The organism is Rossellomorea aquimaris (assembly GCF_001877785.1).
GTDB lineage: Bacteria > Bacillota > Bacilli > Bacillales > Bacillaceae_B > Rossellomorea > Rossellomorea aquimaris_A.
In genome coordinates, this window is record NZ_MINN01000096.1 from 296,747 (window position 1) to 310,366 (window position 13,620).

Below are 13,620 nucleotides of genomic sequence, written 5' to 3' on the forward strand. Positions count from 1 at the left end.
TTATGCCGGCTCAGAGTTTGTCCGGATTCTTTCCATATATCCTCTTTTATTCTATCATGCCGCAGTCAGAAAGGAAAAATAAGCCCTTCCGGGAAGAAGGGTCCTAATCCGGAAGGGCTTATCCATTATTCTGTATAGCCCATCAGCAATCGGGCATAAGGGGAATCAGAAGGCAGGATGATGACTGTTTTTTCATCCACTGTCTTCTTATATGTTTCCAGTGTCTTAAATAAGTCATAGAAACTTGGATCTTTTGAGAATGAATTATTGTAGATTTTTGCCGCTTCCGATTCACCTTCGGCACGGATGACATTGGCATCGGCGCTTGCCTTGGCAAGGAGCTCTTTAACTTCCCTGTCTGTATCGGCTGTAATCCTCTGCTTCTCTGCATCACCCATCGACAGATACTCCTGGGCCTTGGATTCACGTTCGGAAATCATGCGGGTATAAACAGAGTTTTCATTGGCCTCCGGCAGATCGGTGCGTTTCATGCGCACGTCTTTGACGACGATACCATATTCATCTTTGGCCAGAAGTTCATTCACTTTTTTCGTGATTTGATCGTTCAGGCTTCCCCGGGAGGATTTTTCATCATTGATAATCTGATCATAATTCAAACGGCCCAGTTCGGCGCGGACGACCGAATAAATGAACTCTTCCATTTTCGTCTCGGCATTCACTACCGTCCTCGCATTTTTGATCATCTTCAGTGGATCTTCAATGCTCCACACTGCAAAATTATCAATCAACATCCGCTTTTTATCCTTCGTGTTGATTTCCGCTTCGGTTACATCATACGTCATCTGATGCTTCGGCAGCGTGGTGACGGATTGAATGAACGGAATCTTCGCTTTCAGACCCGGCTCCTTGTCGATTTTCACCACTTCCCCGAATTGCCTGACCACTTTGTATTCGCCTTCTTTCACAACATAAAGGCTTGTAAAAAGAAGGAGGAGAGCTGCAAGAAGGAGGATAAGGAAGATGCCCAGTTTTCTGTATCTTTTCCATTCAACCGGTTCCTTCTGCTTCGATTTTAAGTCAAAGACATTCTGCTCTGTCATTATTCCTCACTCCCTTCCTGCTTTTGCGGCGGTGTTTGATTTTCAAGCTGTCTGATCGGGAAGTATTTGAGGGTCTCACCGTTATCCTTCATAATATAGATTTCAGCGTCAGGCAGGACATTCTCAAGTGTTTCGAGTACCAGCCGCTTCCGGGTGATTTCCGGATTGCCCTTGTATTCCGTATAAAGCTTATCAAAAACCGCTACATCCCCGCGGGCCTGCTCGACACGGGCAATTTTGTCACCTTTCGCCCTGTAGATGATGGCATCTTTTTCACCCTTGGCTTCATTCGTCCTCTGATTGCGGTACTTCTTCGCTTCGTTGATTTTCGTATTCATCGTTTCGCGTGCATCGGTGACTGCAGTAAAAGAGCTGCGCACCTCGTCGTTCGGCAATTCAACATCCTGCAGTTTGACTGCCAGAATGGAAATACCGATATCATACTCTTCGATCAGACTTGTTAATAAATCCCTCACATTGGCTTCGATTTCTGCTTTCCCCGAAGTCAATGCATCGTCGATGAGTGAACTCCCAATAATACTCCTCAAGGAAGCTGAAGTGGCGTCATACAGAATTTCCTTCGGATCATCCGAATTGAATAAGTAACCTTCGGGATCGGTGATTTTCCATTGTACCACCAGGTCTGCAAGGACAATATATTCATCCCCCGTGATCATTTTCGTTTCTTTCGGAAAATCCTTTATTTTCCCTTCACTTTCTTCATATCCGAATTGAAGACTGAATGTTTCCTTGGACAGTACTTCTACCGACTGCATCGGCCACGGCATTTTAAAATGAAGTCCCGGCTCCACGACCGGTTCACCCGCTTCCCCGAATGTCAAAACGAGTGCCTGTTCGGATTCATCAACCGTGTACCAGGATGTGATTAATACAAGAATTAATATTAGAGCGGCAATCACCATACCGGTAATCGTATAAATGCGTTTCAGGTTCATAAATTTCCTCCCCTTTCCCAGTTGCAGTTATCTCTATCATATTAGTCGACTACTAATCTATACGGATAATATACAAAAAGGTTTCAATAATATTACAAAAGAGGAAGGAAAGATAAAAATGTGAAAAGACGAGAACGGGGTTGGTTCTCGCCTTTTCTTAACTCCTTGGATGAAGGGGTTTCAACTATTATAGTATCAGCACTTTATTAATTTTGGTTTAACCCTTTGTAAATGAATTGTAAAAAATCAGTAAGAGAATGGATCAATTTCTACTTTTTTCTCTGAATGAAGGGTCGGGAAACTGTTTATGAAGAGTCACTTTAAATGTTGTACCTTCATTCAACCGGCTCTCCACTTCAATCTCCCCTTCATGGGCTTCGATAATATGTTTGACGATGGCGAGCCCAAGACCTGTACCGCCAGAGTTCCGGCTCCTCGCTTTGTCAACACGGTAGAAACGTTCAAAGATTCTCGGAAGCTCCTCCTCACTGATCCCGATTCCGTTATCACTGATCGAAACATGGACGTTCTCCATATCTTCTGTAATGGAAATGGTGACGTCCCCGCCTTTCGGAGTGTAAACAATCGCATTGGAAATCAGGTTGATGAATACCTGCTTCATCCGGTAGGAATCAACTTCAGCTGTTCCAGGTGAATCGAATCTGCTGTGAATCGTGATGTCCTTCTTTTCAGCCCGATCTTTCAAAATTGGCAGGACTTCTCCCACCAGCCCTGAAATCTCTTGTTTATCCAGTGAAAGCTCAAAACCATGCTTTTCGATTTTGGACAGCTCGAGTAAATCCTGGATAAGTGTCTGCAGGCGGTCACTTTCAGTCAGGATGATCTCAAGGAAAGACTTCAACGCATCCTTATCATTCATGGCACCATCCAAAAGGGTTTCCGAAAAGCCCTTGATCGATGTGATCGGCGTCTTCAGTTCATGAGAGACATTCGCCACAAAGTCTTTTCTCATCTGCTCCAGGTTCTTCAATTCTGTAATATCATGAAAAACGACGACAATCCCTTTCCATTCATCATTCTGACCAATGATCGGCGCACCGTACACTTCATAATGTCTTCGTTCTATTTTATGCGGAAGGAGGATCTGCCTTCTTACACGGTCTTCCGTCATGAAGATTTCTTCCACCAGCTTATTCACTTGCTGGTGATGGATCACTTCATGATATCGCACCTTCCTCAACTGGCTTTCATTCAGATTAAAAAACTCCCTGAATGTCCGGTTGGTCAATACCACATAGCCTCGGTGATCAATGAGAAGCATCGCACTTCCCATGTTTTCCACCAGGGTGGTAAGGCGGTCATGCTGCATTTCCTGGGAAGTGATCATTTCCTGCAGGTTCCTCGCCAGGATGTTGATCGAGGAACTCAGCATGCTGGTCTCATCCAAGTGATCTTCATACGTCCTGGCCCTGAAATTCCCTTTTGCAAGTTCCATCGCCACTTTGGTGGAAGATTCGACCGGCTTCGTATAGCGGACCGTGATCCTTGAACCAAGGATGATGATAAGGATCAATGCCAGGCCCAGGGATACAGCAAGGACTACCCAAATCTGTTCGGTACCCTCTTCCAATGCGTCCACTTCGGTACTCATGATCAGAAGTCCTTCTGTGGTCCCATCCGCTTTTTTGAGCGGATACCAATAATAACGGTATTCCTTACCTGCATACACAAGCTTTTTATGCTTAGTCTTTACATCCCAGTTTTCACCGATTTTCTTTATCATCTGCTTTTGCTGATCTTCGAGTCTGGGATCAGCGGACTCCGTATCGTGAATGACTTTTCCCGAGTCATCAAGGATCGAGATCCGGACATCCAATATATCGCTCAATTCCTCAATCATGGAAGGATTGATTTCCCCCAGCCTTCTGTTCTCTTCTATTGAGTTGGCCAAAAGCCTGGATTCCTTCTGAATCCTGGAGTTAAAGGTATCCATGTAAAAGTTTTCAAATATCTGGCCCAACACCACCCCGAGGGCGATCAGTACAAAGATGATTAATGTTATCAGGGCAAAAAGAAGCTTCGTCCTGAATTTTGTCATTGATTTCTAGGCTCCTCCATCTTATAGCCAAGCCCGCGGATCGTTTTGATATAGACAGGTTTCTTCGTGTCGGGTTCAATTTTTTCACGGAGATGGCTGATATGTACATCGACAATCCTGGTATCACCCGCGAAATCATAGTTCCATACAGCACTAAGAAGATGGTCCCTTGTCAATACTCTCCCTTTGTTGTTTATCAAGTGGAGAAGCAGCTCAAATTCTTTAGGAGTCAATTCCAATAATTGCCCCTGAAAATATGCTTCATATTGCTCGGGATACACTTTCAGTTCTCCTACTTCTTTATAATCAGCAGGCTCCTCAGGTTCAACTGCACCCTGGACCGCCTTACTCCTGCGGAGGATTGCTTTTACCCTTGCCAAGACTTCCCTCGGGCTGAAAGGCTTTGTCATATAGTCGTCAGCTCCAAGCTCGAGCCCAAGGACTTTATCGAATTCATCATCTTTTGCCGTCAGCATCAAGATGGGAATATTCATTTTCTTCTGCCTCAATTCCTTGCAAACTTCGATCCCGTCCATTTTAGGAAGCATAAGATCAAGAATCATTAAGTCAGGAAGCTGTTCAACAGCCATATTCCTTCCTTCCTCACCATCATTTGCCGTGATGACGGAATAACCCGATTGCTCAAGGTTATACTTCAATAACGTCGCAATCGATTGTTCATCTTCTACCACCAGGATTGTTTTGTTCATTTTTGTGCCTCCAAATAAAAGAAATTAACCCCATCATCCAACGATATTATGTAATTGTAGTTTTATTATAATACAATTGGAGATCTTACACATACCCTGAAGATAGTTTTAGTATGCGCAAATAAAAAAAGCTATACAATCCAATCAGGATTGTATAGCTTTTCGCATTGCTTATTATTAGAAGTTTTCAAGTGCGTGGCTGTTCATTTTTTCCAGTCTATGCGGCGGGCAGACTTTAACTGTTCCATTTATCACTTTTTCGTCATCTTCATTCACAGCCGTTACGGTGATGGTGACAGTATGGGAAGAAGGCTCAACTTCCGTGACTTCAAAAAGGAACTGAATCGTAGCATAATGGTATACCGGCTTTGGAAATTCGATATTCTGTTCAATGATGTGAGATCCGGGTCCCGGCAGATATTTTGACACGGCAGACGTGATGATCCCTGTCAGCATGATGGATGGGACGATCGGCTTTTTAAAAGGAGTCTGGGACGCATAATCGTGCTGGATGTAAAGCGGATTTGCATCGTTAGTCAAGCCGAGATACAGAAGCAGGTCATTGTCTTCTATTTTTTCGGTCAACGTTAATTTTTCCCCGACGGTCATTTCTTCGATTTTTCTTCCCAGTTTTCTTTTCTTGCCAAGTAACATAAGAAGCACCTCCGTATGTAAACGCATACAATTTACAATAATAGAAATAATCATTATTATCTGTATATTACTATAATATCATTTTTAGCGTTTCCATACAAAGGGATTTTAAGCCCTTAAGAAATATAAATTTCAATCTTTCTTACTTATCCTGTTCAATTATTTTTGCGGGCAGATATGTTGACCGTTTCTTTCCGCTTCAGGCACTTGCTTTCCGCGGGGAGGAAGTCGAGCCTCCTCGTCGCTTCGCTCCTGCGGGGTCTCGACCTTTCCTCTATCTCCCGTCGGAGTCAAGTGCCTTCAGCTACAATCCACTCTGAGTATTAAATATGGTGTCAGCAAAAATTCATTTAAAATAGCCAGCTCCATATCCTCAATGGAACTGGCTATTAATATTATCTATGCCAAAGATGACATGACGTTTTTTACGGAGTCGGCTGATTTTGCGAGGGCAGATTGTTCTTCTTCTGTCAGCTCTAGTTCGATTATTTTTTCGAGGCCGTTTCCTCCGAGGATGGTCGGCACTCCGAGGTAGATGCCTTCGAAGCCGTACTCGCCTTCAAGGTACGCGATCGCAGGTATGACACGGCGCTGGTCTTTCAGGATCGCTTCCACCATTTGAACGAGTGATGCAGCAGGGGCGTAGTATGCAGATCCATTGCCCAGCAGGCCGACGATCTCCCCTCCGCCTTTACGGGTGCGTTCGACGATTGCATCGAGGCGGTCTTTCGGAATCAAGGTCTCTAACGGGATTCCTCCTGCATAGGAATAACGGATCAACGGAACCATGTCATCTCCATGTCCGCCAAGAACAAACCCGGTGACGTCTTTGACGGACAGTTTCAACTCCTGGGCAACGAACGTGCGGAAACGGGCCGTATCAAGGACGCCGGATTGACCGATGACCCGTTCTTTCGGAAATCCTGATTCTTTGAAGACCGTGTAGGTCATGGCGTCGACCGGATTCGTCAGTACGATGATATAGCAGTTTGGAGAATATTTGACAATTTGCTCTGTTACAGATTTCATGACTTTCTGGTTTGTCTGAACAAGGTCGTCACGGCTCATCCCCGGCTTGCGGGCAATCCCTGCAGTGATGACGACAACATCGGAATCTTTTGTGTCTCCATAGTTTGATGTACCGATGATGTTTGCATCGAAGCCTTGAACCGGACTTGCTTCAAGCATATCGAGCGCTTTCCCTTTTGTAGGATCTTCCATCTGGGGAATATCAACAAGCACCACATTACCGAGTTCTTTTTGCGCCAGCATGAGTGCAGTCGTTGCACCTGTAAAACCTCCGCCGATCACTGAAACTTTTCTGCGTTTAATTGTCATAATGGTTCCTCCTGTTCATCATATGTATTTTATATAAGACAGAAGCATCCCTATTGAAGGAATGCTTCTGCTTTTTATATTATTCCATGTTTTCGATCAATGCAGTACCGAACTCTGAACATTTCACTTCAGTAGCACCATCCATCAGACGGGCAAAGTCATATGTCACGACTTTCGAAGCGATTGTTTTTTCCATTGATTTCGTGATTAGATTAGCTGCTTCTGACCATCCAAGGTGCTCAAGCATAAGCACACCTGAAAGGATGACTGAAGAAGGGTTAACCTTGTCCATACCTGCATATTTAGGAGCTGTACCGTGAGTCGCTTCGAAGATGGCATGGCCGGACTCATAGTTGATGTTCGCTCCAGGTGCGATCCCGATTCCGCCTACTTGTGCAGCAAGCGCATCAGAAATATAGTCTCCGTTCAGGTTCATTGTAGCAACGACATCGAACTCAGCCGGACGTGTAAGGATTTGTTGCAAGAAGATATCAGCGATTGAATCTTTGACGATGATCTTGCCTGCAGCTTCTGCTTCAGACTGCGCTTTGTTAGCTGCGTCAACGCCTTCAGCGTCTTTGATTTTATCGTATTGAGCCCAAGTGAATACCTTATCTCCGAATTCTTTCTCAGCAAGCTCGTAACCCCAGTTCTTGAATGCACCTTCAGTGAACTTCATGATGTTCCCTTTGTGTACAAGCGTAACTGATTTACGGCCTTCAGTGATGGCATAATTAATAGCTGCACGAACAAGGCGGGATGTACCTTCTTCAGATACAGGCTTGATACCGATTCCGGATGTTTCAGGGAAACGGATTTTGTTCACGCCCATTTCGTCTTGTAGGAAGCTGATCAGTTTCTTCACTTCATCAGAACCGCTTGCATATTCGATACCAGCGTAGATATCCTCTGTATTTTCACGGAAAATGACCATATCAGTATCTTCAGGACGTTTTACAGGAGAAGGTACACCTTCGAAGTAACGCACAGGACGCAGGCATGTGAATAGATCAAGCTCTTGACGAAGGGCAACGTTCAACGAACGGATTCCGCCGCCTACAGGAGTTGTAAGTGGGCCTTTGATGGCAATGAAATATTCACGGATTGCTTCAAGTGTATCATTCGGAAGCCATTCACCGGTTTTGTTGAATGCCTTTTCACCAGCATAAACTTCTTTCCACTCGATTTTACGTTCGCCTTTGTAAGCTTTTTCTACTGAAGCATCGAGGACGCGCTGCGCTGCAGCCCAGATATCCGGACCAGTTCCGTCACCTTCGATAAATGGAACGATTGGATTATTCGGCACATTAAGCTGGCCGTTTTGGTTTGTAATTTTTTCACCTTGTGTCATTATGTAACCTCCATATTCATTATCAAAGGGGATGAGCGATAAGTGCAGCAAGCCATTCATCGTCATTCCCCTCCTTATTCATTACACCAATATTTTTACTATTTGTAAATATCGATGATTAACCTCTTTCATCAACCGGAACATATTCCTGTTTGCCAGGCCCGATATAATCGGCACGAGGACGGATTAAACGGTTGTTGGAATATTGCTCCAGGATGTGAGCAAGCCAGCCGGATACACGGCTTACAGCAAAGATCGGTGTAAACAGATCATGATCGATGCCGAGGCTGTGATACACAGATGCTGAATAGAAATCAACATTTGGCGGAAGCCCTTTATTTGCTGTGAAGACTTCTTCGATCTTCGCAGACATTTCATAATATTTGCTTTCTCCTCTGAGCTCAGTCAGCTTTTTGGACATTTCTTTCAAATGCTTTGCACGCGGGTCTCCCTGACGGTATACGCGGTGGCCGAAGCCCATGATCTTCTCTTTCTTCTCAAGCTTGTCCAGAATGTAGGATTCCGCATTCTCGACAGATCCGACTTCGGTAAGCATCTTCATAACCTGTTCGTTGGCTCCGCCGTGGAGCGGTCCTTTAAGAGCTCCGATTGCTGCAGTGACACCTGAGTATACATCAGATAGTGTAGCTACACATACACGCGCAGTGAATGTGGAAGCGTTTAACTCATGGTCCGCATGAAGGACGAGCGCCTTATTGAATGCTTCGATCTCGATCGGCTCAGGTTCTTTGCCTGTAAGCATGTACAGGAAGTTGGCAGCAAAGCCAAGATCCTTGCGCGGTGCGATCGGCTCCTGGCCGTTACGGATCCTTGCGAAGCTTGTCACAATCGTAGGGATCTTTGCTTGGAGGCGAACGGCTTTCATGTAGTTCGCTTCTTCTTCCATCACGTCTGCCTGGTCATCATATAAACCAAGCAAAGACACTGCTGAACGCAAAGCGGCCATCGGATGAACTTCCTTGATGTTGTACATCTTGAAGTGATCAAGCACTTCCTGTGGAAGGGCCATATTTTCAGCAAGCTGGTCTGTGAGCTCCTGAAGCTCCGATTTAGTAGGCAGCTTAAGATGCCACAGCAAATAGATTACCTCTTCGAAAGTGGCATTGTTGGTTAAGTCATCAATGTTATAGCCGACATATGTAAGTGTGTCGTCAATGATTGAACTGATGGATGAAGTAGTGGCTACAACACCTTCAAGTCCGCGTGTCGCTGTCATAATAATCTCTCCTCCTGAATGTATTTCCCTTTTACCCATTTTCATATGAGCATAAAACCCTGCACGAAAATTTGTAGCGGGCTTGTTTAAAATAAGTAAGTAAAATTACCTGTTGAGGGCATATATTCATTACATTTCCAATGTTGAGCGATTGCTCAATCCCTGCACAAAAAATGATTCCCTGTCTGATAAAAAACTGCAGGGAAAACAGAGCTTGGGATGCGCTTACATTTTCTATTATAAACAATTATCTGACATTTGTGAACGAAAACGCTCGAATTTGTCTAAAATTATTTTACTAGAAAAATAAAACTTTCCGACTGTACCGGATTAAATCGTTAAGGATTGCTATAAAACCCCGTCCGGACAGCCTGTATGAATTGTAAGGATTTTTAAATTTAGAACTTTCTTTCATTTCCGGACTCTTATAAAATAGGAAGTAATCGTAAGGTCAGGGGGAACTCAGTTGAACTTGGAATATGTTTATAGGACCATCCGCTTTCTAATAGTGGTCAGTATCATCATCCTTTCTATATTTGCTTTGTACTACATATGGAAACTTGCCTATCCATTCGTCATTGCTGTCGGGATTGCCCTTTTGATCAATCCCTTCGTCAATTGGCTTGAATCCAAAGGCAGGCTCCCGAGGGTGTGGGCAGTCGTCATTTCCCTGTTTTTGATCATCGGTGCTTTTGCAGGTTTGATCACTTTGCTGATAGCTGAAATTGTATCTGGTGCAAACTATTTATCCGAAGTGCTCCCGGAACACGTCCGGACGCTGGTGACCTATGCAGAAAATTTCATTGTCGGACAAGTGATGCCGTTTTATCACCAGATTGCCGGACTATTTAAAAATCTTGATGCAGGACAGCAGAATACTATACTTGAAAATATTGAAACTGCGGGAAGTAAAATCGCCCAGTCGGCCGGGGATTTTCTTCAGAACTTCTTCCAGAGGCTCCCTCAGCTTATTTCCTGGATACCAAATGCCGCATCTGTTCTCGTATTTGCGTCATTGGCAACCTTCTTCATAAGTAAAGACTGGTACAAACTGTCTGCTAAAGCGGCAAAGTTCGTTCCCGGCAGGGCAATGGAAAGCGGAAGGACTGTGTTCATCGATCTGAAAAAAGCTTTGTTCGGCTTCATCAGGGCCCAATTCACGCTGATTTCGATAACGGCCATCATCGTATTGGTCGGACTTCTCATTCTTCGTGTCGACTATGCCATAACCATCGCGCTTGTAAGCGGCCTGGTCGATATCCTTCCGTATCTGGGGACAGGTGCCGTTTTCGTTCCATGGATCGCTTATGAATTCATTACAGGAAATGCAGGGCTTGGCATCGGTCTTTCCGTGTTATACGCAGTCGTCGTCGTTCAACGGCAGATCATGGAACCGAAAGTGCTGTCTTCAAGCATCGGCCTCGATCCCCTTGCTACATTGATCGCTCTTTTTGTCGGGTTCAAACTGATCGGTTTTCTCGGATTGATCGTGGGTCCGGTCGTACTTGTGATTCTTTCAACATTGAGGCGTGCAGGCGTTTTTGAAGATGCGTGGAAGTTTATTATGGGTGACAAATAAGAAAAGCACCGCACCGGTTTATAAGCCGGTCGGTGCTTTTTTCATTATCGGTAAATGATCAGGTTTCCGTTATTGAACCATTTCTTGAAGAGTCTGTAAATGAAAGGCTTGAACATTTTTCTGGTCGGAGGCAGCAGTAATAGAAATCCGGTTGCATCTGTAATGAAGCCCGGCGTCAATAATAAAAGGCCGCCGACAAGGATGCAGAGACCGTCGATGATCACATCGCCCGGGAACTGGGCATACTGCATGTCTTCCCGTGCCCTCCTGATTGTTTCGAGTCCCTGTTTCTTTGCAAGGTAAGCACCCGTGACACCTGTTGCGATGATCATCATCACGGTCGGGAGGACGCCGATTGCCTGACCGGCAAGAATAAGGATCCCTATTTCCAAAGCGGGCACTATGATTAGAAACGGCAGTATATATCTCATGAGGAATTCCTCCAGTTATTTACGACTTGTCCTTTTATTATAACATATAGCAGCTTGGGTGGCAGTATTCCGGTTGACCTGAGGATTCTGGCTTGTCGTCAACTTATGGATTGATTTGGTTGAAGGTGGAGCTTAGCCGGGGAGAGGATGAATCTACATGAGAAAATAATGAATTGTAATCTAACGCTTCGATTCCCTTAACCGCCACATACTTAATCTCTAATATCTTAATATGGAATTTATGATACAAATAAAAATTATATGCTCCATTTTGAAGTTTTATGCTCCTAATCCAGAAAATATACTCTTTTTAAAATCATTCTAATTTGCTCCAAATAATGATAAACACCAAGCGTGGTGACAAACCAACCCCTCCATTACTCAAATCTCCATAACAGCCTTCCCCACCAGGAAAGATCCCACAAAAAAACCGGAGCCCCATAAAGGGACTCCAGCCTGTATTCTAATGATTATAGTACACTCGCATGACCATTATAGATCACGCCGCGGGTACCATCGACTGTAACTTCCTGTCCATCCCTGAACAGTGATGTAGCATTATCCACACCTACCACTACAGGAATACCGAGGTTGATCCCCACTACTGCTGCGTGGCTTGTCAAGCCGCCTTCCTCTACGATCAGTGCAGAGCACTTCTCCAGGGCAGGCATCATTTCTTTGTCAGTTCCGATTGTTACAAGGACTGAACCCTGCTCGACTTTTTCCACTGCTTCCTGGGCGTTTGAAGCGACGACTGCTTTGCCGTAAGCAGATTTACGTCCGATTCCTTGTCCTTTAGCAATGATGTCCCCTACTACATGAATTTTCATCAGGTTGGTTGTGCCTGTTTCACCGATTGGAACACCTGCAGTGATGACAATCAGGTCACCGTGTTTTGTCATGCCGGAATTCACGCTTTCTTCAACTGCCATGTCTAGCATCTCATCCGTCGTGGATACTCTGCGTCCGACTGTAGGGTATACTCCCCATACCAGTGCCAATCTTCTTGAAACAGATTCCGAACCTGTGACAGCTACGATTGGGGCTTTCGGGCGGTATTTAGAAATCATGCGTGCTGTATGACCGCTTTCCGTAGGTGCCACGATTGCGTTGACATCCAGGTTAATGGCCGTGTGGGCCACTGATTGTCCGATTGCATCGGTCATATTATGATCGCTTTCTTTGCTGCGGGCTGAAAGGATCTCATTGAAATCCAGTGCGGTTTCCGCTTTAGATGCAATATTATGCATGGTTTGAACAGCTTCGACAGGATAGGTTCCTGCAGCTGTTTCACCTGAAAGCATGATGGCATCGGTTCCGTCAAAGATGGCGTTTGCCACGTCACTTGCTTCCGCTCGTGTCGGTCTTGGATTTCGCTGCATTGAATCAAGCATTTGAGTAGCCGTGATAACCGGCTTTCCTTGTGAATTGCATTTCTTGATCAGCTGCTTTTGTACAAGCGGCACCTCTTCTGCAGGGATTTCCACTCCAAGATCTCCGCGTGCAACCATCAGGCCGTCGGAGACTTCAAGGATTTCATCGATATTGTCTACACCCTCTTGATTTTCAATCTTAGGGATGATTTGAATATGAGGTGCATGGTGCTCCTCCAATAACTGACGGATTTCCAGTACATCTGACGCACGGCGTACGAATGAAGCGGCGATGAAATCGACATCCTGCTGGATACCGAAAATGATATCCTTCGCATCTTTATCCGTGATTCCAGGCAGGTTAACGGAAACGCCTGGTACGTTCACACCTTTTTTATTTTTCAGCATTCCGCTGTTTGAAACGACAGTATGGATTTCTCCGTTTGCTCTATCGATTTCAGTTACTTCGAGTCCGATGAGTCCGTCATCCAAAAGGATTTTAGATCCAACCTCAATGTCATCGATCAACCCTTCGTATGTAACGGAGAATTTCTCAGGCGTACCTAATACCTCTTTCATAGATACAATCACGGATGCTCCCTGCTGCAGTTCAAATCCATCATTCTCCATATTGTTCGTACGGATTTCAGGTCCTTTTGTATCTAACAGGATCCCGACAGTCTTCCCTGCTTTTGCTGCTGCTTCACGGATGTTTTTGATACGCTGGCCATGCTCTTCATGATCCCCATGGGAGAAGTTTAGGCGGGCGACATTCATCCCGGCATCGATCAGTTGAGATAACTTTTCGATACTTTCACTGGCAGGGCCAATGGTACATACTATTTTTGCTTTTCTCATTATCTTTACCTCC

11 protein-coding genes are annotated in these 13,620 nt (G+C 44.8%); 1 reads left to right on the forward strand and 10 read right to left on the reverse strand.

The window, feature by feature from the left end:
• Positions 1-125: 125 nt before the first annotated feature.
• The 8 genes from hflC to citZ all read right to left on the reverse strand — a co-directional run bounded on the left by hflC (position 126) and on the right by citZ (position 9,366).
• On the reverse strand, positions 126-1,061 hold the full coding sequence (gene hflC / locus BHE18_RS14000) for a protease modulator HflC (protein ID WP_071619166.1): 936 nt from the start codon (positions 1,059-1,061) through the stop codon (positions 126-128).
• Positions 1,061-2,017 (reverse strand): FtsH protease activity modulator HflK, encoded by a 957-nt coding sequence (gene hflK, locus BHE18_RS14005; protein WP_071619167.1) that lies wholly within the window; start codon positions 2,015-2,017, stop codon positions 1,061-1,063. Before hflK ends, hflC begins: the two co-directional genes overlap by 1 nt.
• A 262-nt stretch (positions 2,018-2,279) precedes the next feature.
• A complete protein-coding gene (pnpS, locus tag BHE18_RS14010; RefSeq protein ID WP_071619168.1) occupies positions 2,280-4,076 on the reverse strand; it encodes a two-component system histidine kinase PnpS in 1,797 nt (598 codons plus the stop codon).
• Positions 4,073-4,786, reverse strand: coding sequence for a response regulator transcription factor (locus BHE18_RS14015; protein WP_071619169.1), 714 nt, complete (start codon positions 4,784-4,786; stop codon positions 4,073-4,075). The genes pnpS and BHE18_RS14015 overlap by 4 nt, the downstream gene beginning before the upstream one ends.
• Before the next feature lie 177 nt (positions 4,787-4,963).
• Entirely contained in the window at positions 4,964-5,440 is a 477-nt protein-coding gene (locus tag BHE18_RS14020; RefSeq protein WP_071619170.1) for a MaoC family dehydratase, read from the reverse strand.
• Between the two features lie 399 nt (positions 5,441-5,839).
• The gene (gene mdh / locus BHE18_RS14025) at positions 5,840-6,778 is read right to left on the reverse strand and encodes a malate dehydrogenase (protein ID WP_071619171.1); all 939 of its coding nucleotides are present in this window, start codon (positions 6,776-6,778) and stop codon (positions 5,840-5,842) included.
• A gap of 79 nt (positions 6,779-6,857) precedes the next feature.
• On the reverse strand, positions 6,858-8,129 hold the full coding sequence (gene icd, locus BHE18_RS14030) for an NADP-dependent isocitrate dehydrogenase (protein ID WP_071619323.1): 1,272 nt from the start codon (positions 8,127-8,129) through the stop codon (positions 6,858-6,860).
• A gap of 118 nt (positions 8,130-8,247) precedes the next feature.
• The gene (gene citZ, locus BHE18_RS14035) at positions 8,248-9,366 is read right to left on the reverse strand and encodes a citrate synthase (protein WP_071619172.1); all 1,119 of its coding nucleotides are present in this window, start codon (positions 9,364-9,366) and stop codon (positions 8,248-8,250) included.
• Between the two features lie 466 nt (positions 9,367-9,832).
• Between citZ and ytvI the strand changes: the two genes are divergently transcribed.
• Positions 9,833-10,945, forward strand: coding sequence for a sporulation integral membrane protein YtvI (gene ytvI, locus BHE18_RS14040; RefSeq protein ID WP_071619173.1), 1,113 nt, complete (start codon positions 9,833-9,835; stop codon positions 10,943-10,945).
• Between the two features lie 44 nt (positions 10,946-10,989).
• On the opposite strand, the gene BHE18_RS14045 is transcribed toward ytvI, so the two are convergent.
• Both BHE18_RS14045 and pyk read right to left on the reverse strand, forming a co-directional pair.
• Positions 10,990-11,376: an FxsA family protein gene (locus BHE18_RS14045; protein ID WP_071619174.1), complete on the reverse strand. Its 387-nt coding sequence runs from the start codon at positions 11,374-11,376 to the stop codon at positions 10,990-10,992.
• Between the two features lie 470 nt (positions 11,377-11,846).
• Entirely contained in the window at positions 11,847-13,607 is a 1,761-nt protein-coding gene (gene pyk / locus BHE18_RS14050; protein ID WP_071619175.1) for a pyruvate kinase, read from the reverse strand.
• Positions 13,608-13,620: the final 13 nt, after the last annotated feature.

What these genes read in the sequence shown, in the direction of transcription:
- hflC (WP_071619166.1), bottom strand. Translation starts at nt 1,061, where the DNA reads ATGACAGAGCAGAATGTCTTTGACTTAAAATCGAAGCAGAAGGAACCG.
- hflK (WP_071619167.1), bottom strand. Translation starts at nt 2,017, where the DNA reads ATGAACCTGAAACGCATTTATACGATTACCGGTATGGTGATTGCCGCT.
- pnpS (WP_071619168.1), bottom strand. Translation starts at nt 4,076, where the DNA reads ATGACAAAATTCAGGACGAAGCTTCTTTTTGCCCTGATAACATTAATC.
- BHE18_RS14015 (WP_071619169.1), bottom strand. Translation starts at nt 4,786, where the DNA reads ATGAACAAAACAATCCTGGTGGTAGAAGATGAACAATCGATTGCGACG.
- BHE18_RS14020 (WP_071619170.1), bottom strand. Translation starts at nt 5,440, where the DNA reads ATGTTACTTGGCAAGAAAAGAAAACTGGGAAGAAAAATCGAAGAAATG.
- mdh (WP_071619171.1), bottom strand. Translation starts at nt 6,778, where the DNA reads ATGACAATTAAACGCAGAAAAGTTTCAGTGATCGGCGGAGGTTTTACA.
- icd (WP_071619323.1), bottom strand. Translation starts at nt 8,129, where the DNA reads ATGACACAAGGTGAAAAAATTACAAACCAAAACGGCCAGCTTAATGTG.
- citZ (WP_071619172.1), bottom strand. Translation starts at nt 9,366, where the DNA reads ATGACAGCGACACGCGGACTTGAAGGTGTTGTAGCCACTACTTCATCC.
- BHE18_RS14045 (WP_071619174.1), bottom strand. Translation starts at nt 11,376, where the DNA reads ATGAGATATATACTGCCGTTTCTAATCATAGTGCCCGCTTTGGAAATA.
- pyk (WP_071619175.1), bottom strand. Translation starts at nt 13,607, where the DNA reads ATGAGAAAAGCAAAAATAGTATGTACCATTGGCCCTGCCAGTGAAAGT.